10 protein-coding genes and 2 pseudogenes are annotated in these 17,917 nt (G+C 61.2%); 10 read left to right on the forward strand and 2 right to left on the reverse strand.

Features of this window, described 5'->3' with window-relative positions:
- Nucleotides 1-79 precede the first annotated feature (79 nt).
- From EFD55_RS25685 to EFD55_RS25730, 10 genes and pseudogenes are all read left to right on the forward strand, one after another.
- Nucleotides 80-427 carry a hypothetical protein gene (locus EFD55_RS25685; protein ID WP_245438549.1) on the forward strand — a complete coding sequence of 116 codons (348 nt, stop codon included), beginning with the start codon at nucleotides 80-82 and terminating at the stop codon, nucleotides 425-427.
- Between the two features lie 156 nt (nucleotides 428-583).
- Nucleotides 584-3,565, forward strand: a complete 2,982-nt coding sequence (uvrB, locus tag EFD55_RS25690; protein ID WP_125848738.1) for an excinuclease ABC subunit UvrB — start codon at nucleotides 584-586, stop codon at nucleotides 3,563-3,565.
- 522 nt (nucleotides 3,566-4,087) lie between these two features.
- Nucleotides 4,088-4,549 (forward strand): DUF3828 domain-containing protein, encoded by a 462-nt coding sequence (locus EFD55_RS25695; protein ID WP_125848740.1) that lies wholly within the window; start codon nucleotides 4,088-4,090, stop codon nucleotides 4,547-4,549.
- Between the two features lie 109 nt (nucleotides 4,550-4,658).
- Nucleotides 4,659-5,044, forward strand: a pseudogene (locus EFD55_RS25700) (GNAT family N-acetyltransferase).
- A gap of 383 nt (nucleotides 5,045-5,427) precedes the next feature.
- Nucleotides 5,428-8,286, forward strand: coding sequence for a metal-binding protein (locus EFD55_RS25705; RefSeq protein ID WP_125848742.1), 2,859 nt, complete (start codon nucleotides 5,428-5,430; stop codon nucleotides 8,284-8,286).
- Between the two features lie 65 nt (nucleotides 8,287-8,351).
- Nucleotides 8,352-11,087, forward strand: a complete 2,736-nt coding sequence (locus EFD55_RS25710) for a metal-binding protein (protein ID WP_125848744.1) — start codon at nucleotides 8,352-8,354, stop codon at nucleotides 11,085-11,087.
- 422 nt (nucleotides 11,088-11,509) lie between these two features.
- Entirely contained in the window at nucleotides 11,510-11,803 is a 294-nt protein-coding gene (locus tag EFD55_RS25715) for a hypothetical protein (protein WP_125848746.1), read from the forward strand.
- 465 nt (nucleotides 11,804-12,268) lie between these two features.
- Nucleotides 12,269-12,481: a cold-shock protein gene (locus tag EFD55_RS25720; protein WP_003540801.1), complete on the forward strand. Its 213-nt coding sequence runs from the start codon at nucleotides 12,269-12,271 to the stop codon at nucleotides 12,479-12,481.
- 184 nt (nucleotides 12,482-12,665) lie between these two features.
- Nucleotides 12,666-13,667, forward strand: a complete 1,002-nt coding sequence (dusA, locus tag EFD55_RS25725; protein WP_125848748.1) for a tRNA dihydrouridine(20/20a) synthase DusA — start codon at nucleotides 12,666-12,668, stop codon at nucleotides 13,665-13,667.
- A gap of 334 nt (nucleotides 13,668-14,001) precedes the next feature.
- A pseudogene (locus tag EFD55_RS25730) lies at nucleotides 14,002-15,015 on the forward strand (IS5 family transposase); the annotation flags it as partial.
- Nucleotides 15,016-15,252: 237 nt separating this feature from the next.
- Here the strand turns inward: EFD55_RS25730 and EFD55_RS25735 are convergent.
- Nucleotides 15,253-16,053, reverse strand: a complete 801-nt coding sequence (locus EFD55_RS25735; protein WP_205909803.1) for a glycoside hydrolase family 108 protein — start codon at nucleotides 16,051-16,053, stop codon at nucleotides 15,253-15,255.
- Between the two features lie 482 nt (nucleotides 16,054-16,535).
- Entirely contained in the window at nucleotides 16,536-17,780 is a 1,245-nt protein-coding gene (locus EFD55_RS25740; RefSeq protein WP_125848752.1) for a virulence-associated E family protein, read from the reverse strand.
- Between the last annotated feature and the right edge of the window lie 137 nt (nucleotides 17,781-17,917).

The raw sequence follows: 17,917 nt of genomic DNA on the forward strand, positions 1-17,917 counted from the left end.
CTGGACGGTTTGCACGATTTCAAATTGGGCAGCTCGTTTGCCGATGCCCAGCGGAATGCGAGCGAAAAAAGGTTGGAGATTGAAGGAACTTTCGCCCTTCCTACCTGGCAATTGGCTCGTGGAAGGGTCGAATCTCGGTCTTTTCGTATGCGACGACAAAGTCGCCTCTATCCAACAGCATCGCGACGGCGGACTTCATGACTTCGCATTGATCGTGCAAGACTTTCGAATAGAATATGGCGAGCCGGCAACCACCATTGTGACATTTCCGGTTGGGCCGACATGGATATCGAATATCGACGTCAGATTCACTTCACCCTCGGGAGAAAGCGTCAACGTGCAGCTCAGCAGTACTGACGAAAAACTTGGCATTCATCTCAATTTCTTCAATGCGAACATGCAGTGCACGACGGAAACCAAGCCTTGAGAGTGCACGACCGCTCTTGGCGTATAGGTGCAGTAATCTTACCCAAGCCGTGAGCTAAGCGCCCGCCAAATTATTCCAACTTCCGAACACACAGTTCGTTTCCCTTTTGTACTCTTCCCTCTTCCCTTTCGCGCTGACTCTCTCCATATTCCCGCCATGGCCAGATCTCCGAAGAAATCCCCCGCCCCGAATGGCTTCGAGGAAGCCCCTCAATCGTCCTTCGAGGGCGCGCCGCTGTCCGGCTCCGTTGCCGATTGGGTGAAGCAGCTGGAGGCTGATGCCGAGGCCTCGGGCGTCGAGACTCAGCGCCAGATCGCCTCCAAGGCTGGCAAGCACCGCAAGAAGGTGGAAATCGCCGCTTCAAAGAGCGCACGTGGCACCTCCATGGGCGGCTCGACCGATCCGAAGACGCGCGCGGCGGCCGGCCTCAATCCCGTTTCCGGCATGGATACGACGCTGGAGGAGGCCTCGTCGCTGCAGGCGGGCACCGCCGTCACCGCCACGGTCGAGGCGCTGTCGGCGCTGATCGAGAGCGGCAATCCGCTGCACAAGAACGGCAAGATCTGGACGCCGCACCGCCCTGCCCGCCCCGACAAGTCGGAAGGCGGCATCCGCATCCTGATGAAATCGGATTACGAGCCGGCCGGCGACCAGCCCACCGCCATCCGCGATCTCGTCGAGGGGCTGGAGAATGGCGACCGCAGCCAGGTGCTGCTCGGCGTCACCGGCTCCGGCAAGACCTTCACCATGGCCAAGGTGATCGAGGCGACGCAGCGCCCGGCCGTCATCCTCGCGCCGAACAAGACGCTGGCCGCCCAGCTCTATTCCGAGTTCAAGAACTTCTTCCCCGACAATGCGGTGGAATATTTCGTTTCCTATTACGATTATTACCAGCCGGAAGCCTACGTGCCGCGCTCCGACACCTATATCGAGAAGGAATCCTCGATCAACGAGCAGATCGACCGCATGCGCCACTCGGCGACGCGCTCGCTGCTCGAACGCGACGATTGCATCATCGTCGCCTCGGTCTCCTGCATCTACGGTATCGGCTCGGTCGAGACCTATACGGCGATGACCTTCCAGATGTCGGTCGGCGACCGGCTGGACCAGCGCCAGCTGCTGGCCGACCTCGTCGCCCAGCAATACAAGCGCCGCGACATGGATTTCACCCGTGGTTCGTTCCGCGTGCGCGGCGACACGATCGAGCTCTTCCCCGCCCACTTGGAAGATGCCGCCTGGCGCATCTCGATGTTCGGCGACGAGATCGACGCCATCACCGAGTTCGATCCGCTCACCGGCCAGAAGGTCGGTGACCTCAAGTCGGTGAAGATCTACGCCAATTCGCACTATGTCACCCCGCGCCCGACGCTGAACGGCGCCATCAAGTCGATCAAGGAAGAGCTCAGGCTTCGCCTCGCCGAACTGGAGAAGGCCGGCCGCCTGCTGGAGGCCCAGCGCCTGGAGCAGCGCACCCGCTACGATATCGAGATGCTCGAAGCTACCGGCTCCTGCCAGGGCATCGAGAACTATTCACGTTACCTCACCGGCCGCGACCCCGGCGATCCCCCGCCGACGCTGTTCGAATATATCCCCGACAACGCCCTCGTCTTCATCGACGAAAGCCATGTCACCGTGCCGCAGATCGGCGGCATGTATCGCGGCGACTTCCGCCGTAAGGCGACGCTGGCCGAATACGGCTTCCGCCTGCCCTCCTGCATGGACAACCGGCCGCTGCGCTTCGAGGAATGGGACGCCATGCGCCCCGACACGATCGCCGTTTCGGCCACGCCGGGCGGCTGGGAGATGGAGCAATCCGGCGGCGTCTTCGCCGAACAGGTGATCCGACCGACCGGCCTGATCGACCCGCCGGTCGAGGTCCGCTCGGCCCGCACCCAGGTCGACGACGTGCTCGGCGAGATCCGCGAGACGTCGGCCAAGGGCTACCGCACCCTCTGCACCGTGCTGACAAAGCGCATGGCCGAGGACCTGACCGAATATCTGCATGAGCAGGGCATCCGCGTGCGCTACATGCACTCCGACATCGACACGCTGGAGCGGATCGAGATCCTCCGCGATCTTCGCCTCGGCGCCTTCGACGTGCTCGTCGGCATCAACCTTTTGCGCGAAGGCCTCGACATTCCCGAATGCGGCTTCGTCGCCATTCTCGACGCCGACAAGGAAGGCTTCCTGCGCTCGGAGACCTCGCTGATCCAGACCATCGGCCGTGCAGCGCGTAACGTCGACGGCAAGGTCATCCTCTATGCCGACAACGTCACCGGCTCGATGAAACGGGCGATGGAGGAAACCAGCCGCCGCCGCGAAAAGCAGATGGTCTACAACGCCGAAAACGGCATCACCCCGGAATCGGTGAAAGCCAGGATCTCCGACATCCTCGACAGCGTCTACGAACGCGACCACGTCCGCGCCGACATCTCGGGCGTCTCGGGCAAGGGCTTCGCCGATGGCGGCAACCTCGTCGGCAACAACCTGCAGACCCACCTCAACGCGCTCGAAAAGAGCATGCGCGACGCCGCCGCCGACCTAGACTTCGAAAAAGCCGCCCGCCTCCGCGACGAAATCAAACGCCTCAAAGCCGTCGAACTCGCCGCCATGGACGACCCGATGGCGAGAGAAGAAGCGAAGGCGATGGAAGGCAAAGGCGGCCGCACCAACAGCAAGGGCAAGGCAACGGTCTCCAGCAGCAGCCCTCATGGTGAGGAGGCCCAAGGGGCCGTCTCGAACCACGAGGGCGAGCGTGGAACCTCCTACTTCTCCAGACCCCGCCTCGACGACATGGGTCCGGGCACCGACATGACCACGCCCCTCTTCCGCAAACCGGACCTGGACGACATGGGCCGCGACATCGCCGAACCCGCCAACAAGAGCCTTTTCCGCAAAAACGACCTCGACGAAATGACCGTCGGCCGAACGGAAAAGCCGGTCATCGGCCACGTGCCGGAAAAGCCCGATGCCGCCAAGGGCACGAAGCGGTTTTCACCGCTGCTTGAAGGCCAGCCGGACCGTGATGACGTGCGGCCGGTGGTGCGCGGGAAGACGGGTGTCGGGAGTTATGAGGACCCGGGCGAGCAGAAGCGCAAGGGGCGGACGAAGGGGAAGACTGGGCGGCCGGGGCGGTGATTCTCCTCCCCACATCGGCCGTGAAATCAAACCTCGCTCGAATTAATTGATCCTCAGCTTTCTGCACCTGCGCTATCTGTAATTGCTGCGGCGCAAAAAGGCCTGCAATCCAGGCATCAGCGACCCACCGAGCAACAGGATCGGAAGATGACTGAATGCCTTGGAGTGTCAACTGCGAAGCGGCGACACTTCCTTAGGCTGGGGTGGGACGCGTGACGGCAGGGAAAGAGTCTTTCCTGCTCAAGGACTTGAGCAGGCTGGATCTCTGTGACAGGCACAGAGATGAGGGAGTGGATGGGGATCCATCCATCGACATCCCGCCTCTCACTGCAAATGGAAATTGCCGATCAGTTCCTCAAGCGACATCTTGACGAATATGCGTCCTCACACGAGCTCTCTCCGCCGGGGAATACTAGGTGTTCCAGGCCGCAAGAGTGTCAACAAAGCCTCAGTTGCACCCCAGCGGGAATGCCCGCATCTGCGACTCGTGCTATAAATTCCTCGTCACCAGAAGGAGCCCGCATGCGCCTGCCCGCCCTTGCCCTTGCTTTGTCCGCGCTGATCGCCTCTCCCGCTCTCGCCGAGACCTTCAAAACCCCGAAGGCCCTGCTGCAGGCGCTCTACAGCTTCGATCCCGAGAGCGCCGATGACGACGGCCCCTCGCCCTATTCGGCTTTCTTCTCCGACCATCTGAACAAGATACTGCAGGCCGATCTCGACAATACGGCGGAAGGGGATGTCGGGGCGATCGATTTCGATCCCGTCATTGCTGGACAGGATGGCGAGGCAAGCGACCTCAGGATCGGCCAGCCGATCCTGCTGAACGGCCGGGCCGAGCTTGAGGTGCAGTTTCGCAACGGCAAAAACGTGACGCTCTACTACACGCTGGTGAAGGAGCACGGCGGCTGGAAGGTGGAGGATATCGCCAACCAGCAGGGCGAGGCCCCCTGGAGTTTGAGTGCCTTGCTGGGCGATGAGGAGTAGGCGGCGGTCAGGACCCTTTGCCATAGCGCCATGCGCCGACAGGCGGTGTGGCCCGCCTTCACCCCGCTGATCGGGAAGCGCCATGCCCGCTGAATGAAGGGAACCGCCCATGCCGGAACTGCGCATCGACCCCTTCCCCTCCGCCGCCGAACTGAATGCTCTCATTCCGCCGCCTGGGGCAGCCCGCACAGCCGGGATTTCACCGCCATCCTCTCCCGCAGCCTCGCCCATATCGGCGCCTACCACGGCGACAGGCTCGTCGGCTTCGTCAACGTCGCCTGGGACGGCGGCATCCATGCCTTCATCCTCGACACATCGGTCCATCCCGACATGAGAAGGCAAGGCATCGCCACGCGCATGATCCGCCAGGCGACGAACCTCGCCCGCGAACGCGGCGCCGAATGGCTGCATGTCGATTTCGAGCCGCACCTGACCGGCTTCTACCGCGCCTGCGGTTTCAGACCGACGGAAGCGGGCCTCATCAAGCTCGTGTAAGGCCCCCCGCGCAAGAAGCAGGGGCAGGTCGAAACCAACACCAACCCAAGATGGTGAGGCGAATGGTCGCGCGGCACGATACCGCTGGAGAACCGCTGAAAACACAATTTTCCCGAGAGCATCCCGGCCGAAAATGAAAAATAGTACTATTTAGGAGACCAAAGCACCGCTTTGAGTTCTCAAATTAAAATTGATTTCCCGAGTATTTCATCCTTAGTTTTTCATTAAAAAAGCAATGAAAAGACACAATTTTGCATTGAAAACTTAATCAGGGATTGGCATAGATCCCCAGGGGGTTGTCGTCCGTTGAAGCTGCAAGAACAGTTCTACTGAGGATTTCTCATTTTCATAGAATGCAACGCATCTTTTTGGAAAGTTTCAATATGGCCTTGAATATTCTGGACACGAACGGCGCAACGATTACCAAGACCGGCGCCGAATTCGAAGCTTACGACGTTATCCGGGACTCAGCCGCAAATCCTTCCTCACCTGTCACTCTGGTTGTCTCGGATTCCGGCGTTGCCGATCTGGCCGACGAGTTGGGTTCGGTCTCCGCGAGGGTGACGGGCTCAAGCAGCGGCAGCACGATCACGACGGGCGCAGGCAACGACACGCTGTTGGGCGGTGACGGCGCGGACACGCTGAACGGCGGCGCAGGCAACGACACGATCACTGGCGGCAGCGGCAACGACAAACTGATCGGCGGCGACGGTAACGACAGGATCACCGATGGTGGTTTTACCATCTTTCTGCCGGGACCTGACGGCTTCCAGCCGGAACTCATCAACATTGATGCCGGCGCAGGCAACGATGTCATAACCATCGAGAGATTCGCTTCACTGATTTCAGGAACAATCGATGGCGGCACCGGGATCGATACGCTGCAAGCCCAATCGCTCCAGGGCCTGACGATCACGAATGTCGAAATCCTTGAAACGGGGTTCTCGCAGGTTAACGGTTCGAGCGCGCAGTTCGAAAGCTTTGATAAGATCATTGGCGCGAACGATCCGTTTTTTGATTTTCGTCCCTCATTGGCGGTGACGGACAGCGCCCACCTCGATCTTTCCGACGAACTGGGAGCCAACGGCGCCTTCATCACCGGCTATGACGGCGTTGACGCCAAGGCCGGCAGCGGCAACGATGAGTTTGCGGGCAGCGACGTCAACGACATTTTCGACGGCAATGGCGGCAACGACATCATCAATGGCAATGGCGGCAATGACAAACTGACCGGCGGCGCCGGCAACGACACGATCGATGGCGGCGACGGCATCGACACCGCGGTCTTCTCAGGTAACTTTGCCAACTATTCCCTGGCGATCGACAATGGCAGCCGTGTCGTGACGAGCGCGCTTGAGGGCCTGGATAAGCTGACAAACGTCGAATTCGCGCGCTTTGCCGATGGCCTCTACAATTTCGCCACCGAGACTTTCACCGTCAACGGTCCTGGGCCGGGTACTCCGCTGAATATCCTGGATACGCACGGCGCTACGATTACCAAGACTGGTGCCGAGTTCGAAGCCTACGACGTCATCCGCGACTCCGAAATCAATCCTCTCGTCCCTGTCAAACTGGTCATCTCGGATTCGGGCACGGTGAACCTTGCTGACGAACTGGGCTCAGGCTCAGGAAATGTGACGGGCTCAAGCGGCGACGATGTGATCACGACGGGCGCAGGCAACGACCACATCGATGGCGGTGGCGGAAATGACACGCTGAACGGCGGCGCCGGAAACGATCAGCTTCGTGGCGGTGATGGCAATGACACGCTGAATGGCGGTGATGGCAATGACCTGCTCGCGGGCAGAGACGGCAATGATATTCTGAACGGCGGCGACGGCAATGACCAGATCGTGGGCAGCATCGGAAATGACGTCATCAGAGGCGGCGCGGGCAACGATACGATCTCCGATGGTGGCGGCTTCGGCCATATCCCTGAGGTCTTCGACATCGATGCGGGCGATGGCAACGATGCCATCACCTTGGAGGGATTCATTCCACTGGTTTCCGGAACGATCGATGGCGGTGCCGGGATTGATAGTCTCGAAGCCTTCTCGCTCCAGGGCCTGACGATCAAGAACATTGAAATCCTTGAAACGGCAGGATGGTCGGTTGCCGGTTCAAGCGCGCAATTCGAAAGCTTTGATAAGATCGTTTACTCGACCGATCCGTTCGCAAGCGGTTCTCACCCCTCATTGGCATTGACGGACAGCGCCCACCTCGATCTTTCCGATGAGTTGGGAGATCGCGGGGCTTTCGTCACCGGCTATGTCTCCGGCATTGACGTCAAGACCGGCAACGGCGACGACGAATTTACCGGCACCGACGGCAACGACATTTTCGACGGCAGCGGCGGCAACGACATCATCAATGGCAAGGCCGGCAATGACAAATTGATCGGCGGCGCCGGAAACGACACCATCAATGGTGGCGCCGGCATCGACACCGCAATCTTCTCCGGCAATTTCGCCAATTATTCCTTCGCATTGAACAACGGCGATCATATCCTGACGAGCGCTGGGGAAGGAACGGACACGCTGACAGACGTCGAATTCGCGCGCTTTGCCGATGGCGTCTATGACTTCGCCAAGGGAACTTTCAAGCCCGATAGCAGCAACAGCGCGCCGACCGATATCCAGCTGTCGAAAACCGCCCTCTCCGAGAACACCCCGCTCTGGACGACGGTCGGCCTGCTCAGCGCCAAGGATGCCGATGGCGACGCCCTTACCTACACACTGCTCGACGGGGCCGGCGACCACTTCCGGCTGAAGGGCAACCGCATTGTCACCTCGAAGGCTCTCGACTACGAGACCGACAAGTCGCACACGATCAAGGTCGCCGTCTCCGACGGCAAGGTCACGGTCGAAAAGGACATCACGATCAACGTCATCGACGTCAACGAAGCGCCCGTCAACAAGGCGCCGATCAACCTCGCCTTCTCCCGTACGTCGATCTCCGAGAATGTCGCGATCGGCACTGCGGTCGGCCTTCTCTCGGCGATCGATCCGGAAGGCGGCGTCGTGAAGTGGCGGCTGACGGATGATGCCGACGGCGTCTTCAAGCTCGTCGGCAACAAGATCCAGACGACGGCAGCGATCGATTACGAAAGCACCCACAGCCTGACCTTCACTGCCGAAGCCTATGACGCGGCCGGAAACGCCACAAGCCACGATTTCACGCTCGCCGTGAAGGACGTCTTCGAACCGTCCTTCTCCGCGCTGTCGCATGAAGCGCTGATCTGATCGCGACGTGATTGCCGCCGACGCAGAGATGCGTCGGCAAAGCGCACCTTTTTGAAAGTTTCCATATGGCCTTGAATATTCTCGACACGAACGGCGCCACAGTCACCAAGACCGGTGCCGAGTTCGAAGCTTACGACGTTATCCGGGACTCAGCCGCCAACCCTTCCTCGCCTGTCACTCTGGTTGTCTCCGGCTCCGGCGTGGCGGACCTTGCCGATGAACTTGGATCGGTTTCCGCAAACGTGACGGGCTCGAGCAGCGCCAATGCGATCACGACAGGTGCGGGTAACGACACCATCAACGGCGGCGCTGGTAATGACACACTAAACGGCGGCGACGGTAATGACCTGATCTTGGGCGGCGGCGGTAATGACGTCATCAAGGGCGGCGCGGGTAACGATACGATTGCCGATGGCGATTACTTTTCTAACGTCGCTGAAGTCTTCAATATTGATGCCGGCATTGGCAACGATACCGTGATTTTGGAAAAGGGGCCCTTCGTCCAGATATCCGGAACAGTCGACGGCGGCGCCGGCACCGACACGCTGCAGACCGAAGATATGACGGGCCTGACGATCAAGAATTTCGAGATTCTCGAAACAGGGTCAAACGGTGTTACGGGATCGTCCGCGCAACTCGAAAGCTTCGACAAGATCACCACCACCTCCCAACTTGGCCTCTACCTGCATTTGGCGGACAGCGGCCATGTCGACCTCTCCGAAGAGCTGATAGCCGATCGGGTCTTCATCTATGGCGCTCTTAACACTTCCGGTATCGACGTCACGACTGGAAGCACGCGAGACTACTTCGCCGGGACCGCCGGCAACGACATCATCGACACCGGCGCCGGCGACGACATCATCTATGGCAATGATGGAAATGACATCATCAGGAGCGGCACGGGCAACGACACGATCACCGATGGTAAGCTCTTCGGATCTTCCCCTGAGACCTTCGACATAAATGCTGGCGACGGCGCAGATACCATAACCGTGCAGACCGACACTCATGTGCTTTCCGGAACAATCGATGGCGGTTCTGGAATTGATATTCTGCGAGCCCCCTGGCTGCAGGGCCTGACGATCAAGAATATCGAAATCCTTGAAACGGCGGGATCGATGGTTGCCGGTTCGTCCGCGCAGTTCGAAAGCTTCGACAAGATCGTCTTCTCGAACAGCCCCAGCGACCAGAACTCTGGCCTCGGTCTGATGTTGACGGACAGCGCCCATGTCGATCTTTCCGACGAACTGGCAAGCCGTGGGGCCTACATCACCGGCAGCGCCTCCGGTATCGACGTGACGACGGGCGGCGGCAACGACCACTTGGAGGGAACCGCCGGCAACGATATTTTCGATGGTGGCGCAGGCAACGACGTGATCAACGGCTATGCCGGCAATGACAAGTTGACCGGCGGCGCAGGAAACGACCAGATCTTCGGCGGCACCGGAAACGACGTCATCAAGGGTGGAGCGGGCGACGACAAGATCACCGACGGCGATAATGTTTCCACCGCCCCCGAGACCTTCGATATTGACGCCGGCGATGGCAATGATGCCATCAACCTGCAGACGCATTCTTCCGCGATTTCCGGAGTGATCGACGGCGGCGCCGGCACGGATACGCTGCGGGTCATCGAGCCGACCTTGGGTCCTGGCAATGAATTCATCGGGCTTGCCGGCCTGACGATCAAGAACGTCGAAATTCTTGAAACGGCGGGAGCCGAGGTTCTCGCTTCGGCCGCCCAGTTCGAAAGCTTCGACAAGATCGTCAAATACGACAAGCCAGGCTATGAGAACGATGTCCTCGCGCTGACATTGACGGATAGCGCCCATGCCGACCTCTCCGACGAGCTGGCAAACCGCCACGTCGACATTTTCGGCACCGCCTTCGGCATCGACGTCAAGACCGGCGCCGGCAACGACTATTTCTTTGGCACCGGCGGCAACGACACGTTCGAAGGTGGCGCCGGCAACGACGTGCTCCTTGGCGGCGCCGGCGTCGACACGGCCGTTTTCTCCGGAAACTTCGCCAACTACTCCTTCGCGACCAGCAATGGCGATCGCATCCTGACGAGCGCCAAGGAGGGCACGGATACGCTGCGTGACATAGAAATCGCCCGTTTCGCCGATGGTATCTATGACTTTGCCAAGGGAACCTTCACGCCCAACGTCAGCAACAGCGCGCCCACCAATATCCAGCTTTCGAAAACCTCCCTGTTGGAGAGCACACCGCTCTGGACCACGGTCGGCCTGCTGAGCGCCAAGGATGCCGATGGCGACGCCCTCACCTACACGCTGCTCGATGGCGCCGGCGATCACTTCCGGCTCAACGGCAACCGCATCGTCACCTCGAAGGCTTTGGATTACGAGACCGACAAGTCGCACACGATCAAGGTCGCCGTTTCCGACGGCAAGGTCACCGTCGAAAAGGACTTCACGATCAACGTGCTCGACGTCAACGAAGCCCCGGTCAACAAGGCGCCGATCAACCTCGCTTTCTCCCGCGCGTCGATCTCCGAGAATGTCGCCATCGGCACCGCAGTCGGTCTTCTCTCGGCCGTCGATCCGGAAGGCGGCGTCGTGAAGTGGCGGCTGACGGATGATGCGGACGGCATCTTCAAGCTCGTCGGCAACAAGATCCAGACGAAGGCTGCAATCGACTACGAAAGCACCCATAGCCTGACATTCACCGCCGAAGCCTATGACGCGGCCGGAAACGCCACCAGCCACGATTTCACGCTCGCCGTGAAGGACGTCTTCGAACCGTCGTTCTCGAGCTTGTCGCATGAGGCTTTGATCTAGGCCATCCCGCGCAAAACCATGCAGTGGTTTTGCGCGACAGGCGTCGATTCCCCCGGACGCAGACATGCGTCCGGAGTGGTTTGAGAGACAGGCCGACGGCAAGAGGCGCCGGCGCTCTCCGCTTCGAGTGAGTGCCAGTGCTTCGACTCCAGCCTGTGGATTCTGCGCCTCGGCATGAACAGGTGCTGCGCCCCAACCGCGGAATTCCCACCATCCGCTCGGATATCCGCAAGGTTAAAACTGTCTAAAGCCCTGCCGGGATTTCACCGACATTGAACAACACTCCTGCTGACGGCCGCGTCCTGCGGTTGCCGTGCTGCAAGAGCGGAACCGATTCTTTGAGGCGGCCCTCCGGCTCATGGAAAGGCGGAAATGCACGGTGCGGGTTGTCGGCTTGAACGCCGAAGGGATAAGTCATGCTCATGATTATATTTATATTCGGCCTTTCGATCGTCGTTTCGCAGCTCATCTGCACGCGGTTGCCGAGCGGCTTCCTCTATTCCCTGCTCGCCTGGCTTTGCACCGTCGTTACCGCCTTAGCCGCCACTGTCATGGCGTTCTTTGCCCTCTATTTCGCAGGCCCTGTGGCCGTTGCGCCCAACGAACTCGTGGCATCGTCGGCGATCAATTTCACGGAAGCGTTCCTGCTCTCACCGTTCGTGGTCTGGTTCCTGCGCCGAAAGGTGCGCAAGCAGGCCACCGCGCCAGAGGCATGACGAAGGCGGCCTCCAAGGGTTGTCGGCGGCGTTGCACCGCCACCAGGACTACTTCTGGGAGAATCCAGGCCGGCTATCGAAATCGCCCGCGTCGTCTCGTTCCGGCACAGGATCCCGATATGGCACAGCCATGCAACTGTCTGCTAACTTTTCGTCAAGTACCTGAATCTTCGGCATTTCCCGTCATAATTGCGGCCATGCCGCAATAAAGTGGCTTGCTTTTTGCCCGAAATGCTGGCACCAATCCAAGTACTCGGGCATTTGCATGCCGGTGACTGGACCGATGTGGTAATCCCTTCCGTGACGGAGGGCGCGCGGGAATACCCGCCTACGTAGACGTTCTTTCCCCGTACGTGACTTCTCCGACTGACCCTTCGTCCCAGACGACCGGGGCGAAAGCTAAAGCCGTCCGCTTCCTCTCGGGGGCGCGGATACTACACAGACTAAGGGAAAAGGACTATCCCAATGGCCACCAAGGGCACCGTAAAATTCTTCAACCAGGACAAGGGTTTTGGTTTCATCACGCCGGACGGCGGCGCAAAGGACGTTTTCGTCCACATCTCCGCGCTGCAGGCTTCTGGCATCCAGTCGCTGCGCGAAGGCCAGCAGGTCACCTTCGACACCGAGCCGGATCGCATGGGCAAGGGCCCGAAGGCTGTCAACATCTCGGCTTCGTAAGTCCGACTTCCGCTTCGGCGGCATGGACGGCGCTCCGCAAGGGGCGCCGTTTCTGTTTGTGGCGCGGCCGTTTGTCGATCGCACAGCCAAGTGTTATATGCGCGTTTGATGGATAATTCCGCTGGCGCAGCGGTGCAGCGCCCGCATTGGAACGCCATGAAAGCAAGGAACAACGGAAACGTCGATGACTGAGAAGAGGCCGATATTCGCGGTCGCCCCGATGATCGACTGGACGGATCGGCATTGCCGCTATTTCCACCGCCAGATCAGCCGGGAGGCGCTGCTCTATACCGAGATGGTGGTGGCGGATGCGATCATCCACGGCCCGCGCGATCGGCTGCTCGGCCATGACGCGGCGGAACATCCGCTGGCGCTGCAGCTCGGCGGATCGGACCCGGCAAAGCTTGCCGAGGCGGTGAAGCTCGCCGAGCCTTACGGTTATGACGAGATCAACCTCAATGTCGGCTGCCCCTCCGACCGCGTGCAATCCGGCACCTTCGGCGCCTGCCTGATGCTGACGCCGGAGACGGTGGCCGCATGCGTCGCGGCGATGAAGACGGTCGCGACCGGACCAGTGACGGTGAAATGCCGGATCGGCGTCGACGAGCAGGAGCCGGAAGAGGCGCTGCCGGCGCTCATCACCCGCGTTCTCGATGCCGGCGCCGACGCGATCTGGATCCATGCACGCAAGGCCTGGCTGAAGGGCCTGAGCCCGAAGGAAAACCGCGAGATACCGCCGCTCGACTACGACATCGTCTACCGGATGAAAGAGCGCTGGCCCGATGTCTTCATCGGCATCAACGGCGGCATCCGCACGCTCGATGAGGCCGCCGCCCATCTCGCCCATGTCGATGGTGTCATGCTCGGCCGGGCAGCCTATCAAAATGCGGCGATCCTCGCGGACGTCGACCAACGCTTCTTCGGCGCTCCGGCGGCCGAGCCGGACTGGCAGGCGCTCTGCGACCGGATGATGGCCTATGCCGAACGCCATATCGCCAGCGGCGGCCGCCTGCAGCACGTCGCCCGCCACATGGTCGGCCTCTTCACCGGCCTCCCCGGCGCGAGGCGCTATCGCCAGATTCTCTCCACCGATGCAGCCAAAAGCGGCGCCGGGCCAGAGGTGATCGCGGCAGCATTTGCGGCGGTGGATTTTTCGGGGGTGGAACAAGAGGCGGTAAGTGCCTGACGTTGGGTGATGTTTTCCTAGGGGTGAGTGGCCGGCATACTGCTACTTTTCATCCCACTGGAGTTCCTAGATAGCTGGGGATGAGGCAGCGGCACACTCCCTCTTCGCCCGAGCGGGGGTCCGCAGGACGGGCGAGACCCGTGGCTCGCCCCGGTCGATGCCCGTTAGGGCAGATGAGGGGGTGAGCGACGTCAGGAGCGAATGCACTGAGCGCAAGCGAAGAGCAATATTGACCGACGTGCCGTGAAACCCCCTCATCCGCCTGCCGGCACCTTCTCCCCGCTGGGGACTGTTGCAAAATATCGAGAATATGATTCCCTTGTTTTGAACGGGGATGATTTGGATGGCGGTTAAGCAGACGGATCAATTCAGCTTTGTGGATGCGTTGCTGCCGCAGGCAGGCGGCAATCAGCGCCTCGATCGGCTGTCTGCTTTGGTGAAGTGGTATCGGTTCGAGAAGCTGTTGCGGGGACTGCGAGCCGAGACGTCGGCGGGTCGTCCAGCCTATCCGCCGCTTTTGATGTTCAAGGCGCTGCTGCTGCAGTCGCTATACGGTCTTTCGGATGCGGAATTGGAAGAGGCGTTATATGACCGGCTGTCCTTCCGCCGGTTTGCAGGCTTGAGCCTGGAGGCAGTGGTCCCCGACCACACGACGCTATGCCGGTTCCGCAATCTGCTGAGCGAGGCAGAGTTGTTGGAGAAGCTGTTTGCCGAACTCGACCGGCAGTTGGACTCGGCCGGGCTGATCCTGCGGCGCGGCACGATGCTGGATGCGACGATCATCGAGACCGGGGCTGCGCGCCCGCCACGCGAGCGGTTGCCCGGACAGCAGGTGGACGAACAGCCGGCAGATGGAGAGGCGGCCTCGCCGCTCAAGCTGAGTGATCCCGATGCTCGTTTTACCCGCCGCAAGGGCCGAGCGGGCTCGTCTTATGGCTACAAGGCCCATGTCGGCGTCGACCAAGGCTCCGGCCTGATCCGCCGGGTGAAGACGACGCCGGCCAATGTCAACGACACGGTGTGCGCCGAGGCTCTGATCTGCGGCGATGAACGGGCGGTTTTGGCCGACAGCGCCTATCACACCCATGCCCGGGCCAAAGCCTTGAGGGCCAGAGGCATCAAGGCCCGGCTGATGCGCCGGCCGAACCCGCATCATAAGACATTGCCGCCTCGGCTGCAGCGCCTGAACGCTCTGATCGCAAAGCGGCGGGCCGCCGTCGAGACGACCTTTGCGACATGGAAGCGGCGCATGGGCCTGTCGCTCATTCGCTATCGCGGACTGGCCAAGGCCGAGGCCCAGGTGCTGATCGCCGCCATCGCCTTCAACATGCGCCGCTGGGTGACGCTGACCAGCTGAGCCAACGGGCGCACTGCGTCCGCTCGCCTGCCAAATCACCAAATTCCGCCACCATCACCCCGCTTCACACCGAAGTGGGGCAATTACACTTGCCCGCAAGGCTCTTCCGCAAACTTCAATGTCGGTTACGCAACAGTCCCCGCTGGGGAGAAGAGACAAGTGGCGGCGCGGTGTTCCCTCTTATATCGCCGAGGATTGGATCAGCCGCGAGAGATCCCTAGACGCCGCTCACGACACCTTCGCCAGAGCCTCATAAGCCGCAGCACGCTCCCTGTTCTGTCGCGCCTTCAACACCAGCAGTCGCGCGACGACCACGACGACCGCAACACCCCCCGCAATCAGTAGCCAGTTGATTTCGCCGCCAACCGCCGCATTCGAGCCGGCGCCGCCGGTTGCAAGTGCTGTCGTTCCACCGGCGCTACGCCGCTGCTTCCTGGAGATCGCGTCGGCCTTCGCCGCTTCCTCTGAAAGCGCGCCCTTCGGATCGGCATGCGCGGATGCCGCAAGCCACATGGCGACGCCCCGTGCCTCGACATCGGCGACGCGTTTCGACCAACCGCCGCGGAAGGTCGCCCAGGTCTTCAGCCCCTGGAGAAACCCGAGACGGCGAGCGCAGAGGGACTGGATCGCCTGTTTGACATCGCTCGCCGCCGCCTTCTTCAGCGTATCGCTGCCGATCACGCCGTCGATCGTCGCGCCGACGACCGCCTGCAGCGCCTTGGCCGCCCGCACTGTGCCGGAATTGACGCCGAAATCGAATGTCACCAGGTCAAGACCCGATGGAAGCGCCTCGGCGCCGAGCGGCCGCCAGTAATTCCGCTCATAGATCGGCGTCACCTCGGCGATCGTCAGGCGCGCAATATCGAGATTGGGATAGCTCGCGGCGGCGATGCCGTATTTCGTACCTTTCAGCCTTCCCTTGCCGACGGCGCCGCCGGTCCAATTCCCCGGATCGCGCCTGTCCGACGTAAAGCCGCCCTCATAAGCCAGCGTGATCGGCAGGCAGGCTGACATGTTTCCCTTGGCCATGACAATTTTCCCTTCGGATGAAACCACGCCAACCATTGCCGATGAAGAGTTGCCGGGACCGAACACCCCTGGCGGATCTCCTGCCCATCGCCCCCGCAAGATTGGTCGAAAATGCCCATGATCGTCCGCCAAGAGCGGCGCTGGACCGCAAGGGGTCGGTCTTCAATCCAGCGCAATCAGGGAAAGCGGGATGGGCAAAGCCGCGATGGGCAACCATCGCGGCTTTGCCGTGTTGGGTGTCCGCCGATTTGATGGATGTCGGTGGCCGCCCCCGTCCTTCGAGGCTCCAGCCTCCGGCTTCCGCACCTCAGGATGAGGGCGGAATGGATGCCGGCGCCAGTGGCAGAGCAAGAACTTTGAGTGGCACGTGACAAGATCACGTGGCGCGAAAGCGTCGGGCGCCAAAGTTAGCCCTCATGGTGAGGAGGCCCAAAGGGCCGTCTCGAACCACGAGGGCGGGCGGTGGGCCTTATCCCAGTCTCTCAAAACCCCTCCTCGTCCACGCCACCCTCCTCAAAGATCGGATTGAGAAACACCACCTTATCCTCGCCGCCTCTTCGGTCGCGGCTCGCGGTCCAGCCGAGTTTCTTCATGATGCGGCCGATGCGGCCGGCGTGGCGCCAGTCGGCGTCCTTGGCCGATATTCCGAGGCTCTTGAGGATATCGAGCTGGGCGACCGATCTCCGGCCTTTCAGCGTTGGAACGATCACCTCAACCCAGACGTCGACATCAGTGCGCTTCTCCTGCTCGGCGACAACTGCCTGCTGCTCGTCTTCCTGCACCCACCAGGGCGTCTTTGCCTTGTAGAGAGCGACGGCTTCGGCCCATAGCTGGTCGCGGTCGGCGCCGATCGCCTCGATATCGATGCGCCCGACCGTCAGCGGCCAGAAGCTGCGGCCGCCTGTGGTATCCTTGAGATAAGGGTTGCCGTCGGGATTGATCGTGCCGCAGAGGCAGACGCGGCGCGGCGCCTCGATCACCGATCGGCCGTAGGGCGGGCGGAAACGGTCGGTCTGCCTGCGCAGGAACTTTTTGACCGCGCTGGTCTCCGAAGCGTTGAAGCGGTGCATCTCCGCAACCTCCAGCCCCCAGATCCCCTGCATCTCCATCATCGCGTCCTTCGAGCCGATGTCGGACAATTCGTCGGTGAAGAAATCGTCGCCGCAGAGCATGCGCACGGCCGTGGATTTCCGCGCTCCCTGCGGACCTTCGAGGATCGGCATCGTATCGACCTTGCAGCCCGGCTGCAGCCCGCGCGCCACGCTCGAGATCAGCCATCGCATGCCGACCGTGCGGGCATAGGGCGTATCCTCGATGCCCATGTAGTAGGTCAGCCAGTTGTGAAGCCGCGGCCTGCGATCCCAGGCGAGGCCCTCGAGATAGTCGGTCAGCCGGTCAAAACGCGCATGTTCGGCAACCGTCTGGATGACCGGGGCGATGGTGGCGACCTTCGGCGTCATGTCGTTTCCCTCCAGCCACATGACGGCTTCGCTGTAATCGCGATCCTGCAGCGCACGTTCGCGCCAGTTGCCCCTGGCGGGGTCCCAGGGCGGCCGGCGCATCAGTACGACGCGCATCTTGAAAGCGTCGAAGGCGAAGATGCCCGCGAGATCGGGGTGATGTTCGAGGAACAGCGCCCAGTTGCGCGTGACGCCGGGCTTGATCCGGCCCTTCGCCCGGCCCGCTTCAATGCAAGCCCATGACCGGCCGCCACATCGGACAGGCAAATCTCACGGCGCACGCGCTCGACGTCGGTCATATCCGTCCCCTGGTTTTGATCGTTGTGATCGTCACAACGTTTTGGCGGATGCATGTCGCCCAAAAGCGCGCGGCGGCTTGGGATAACGACATGCATGGCAAGCAA

The organism is Rhizobium pisi, from assembly GCF_003938655.1.
GTDB lineage: Bacteria > Pseudomonadota > Alphaproteobacteria > Rhizobiales > Rhizobiaceae > Rhizobium > Rhizobium pisi.

Bases quoted from the DNA above. Each gene is read 5' to 3' on its own strand.
- uvrB (WP_125848738.1), top strand. From the start codon at position 584: ATGGCCAGATCTCCGAAGAAATCCCCCGCCCCGAATGGCTTCGAGGAA.
- EFD55_RS25695 (WP_125848740.1), top strand. From the start codon at position 4,088: ATGCGCCTGCCCGCCCTTGCCCTTGCTTTGTCCGCGCTGATCGCCTCT.
- EFD55_RS25705 (WP_125848742.1), top strand. From the start codon at position 5,428: ATGGCCTTGAATATTCTGGACACGAACGGCGCAACGATTACCAAGACC.
- EFD55_RS25710 (WP_125848744.1), top strand. From the start codon at position 8,352: ATGGCCTTGAATATTCTCGACACGAACGGCGCCACAGTCACCAAGACC.
- EFD55_RS25715 (WP_125848746.1), top strand. From the start codon at position 11,510: ATGATTATATTTATATTCGGCCTTTCGATCGTCGTTTCGCAGCTCATC.
- EFD55_RS25720 (WP_003540801.1), top strand. From the start codon at position 12,269: ATGGCCACCAAGGGCACCGTAAAATTCTTCAACCAGGACAAGGGTTTT.
- dusA (WP_125848748.1), top strand. From the start codon at position 12,666: ATGACTGAGAAGAGGCCGATATTCGCGGTCGCCCCGATGATCGACTGG.
- EFD55_RS25735 (WP_205909803.1), bottom strand. From the start codon at position 16,053: ATGGCCAAGGGAAACATGTCAGCCTGCCTGCCGATCACGCTGGCTTAT.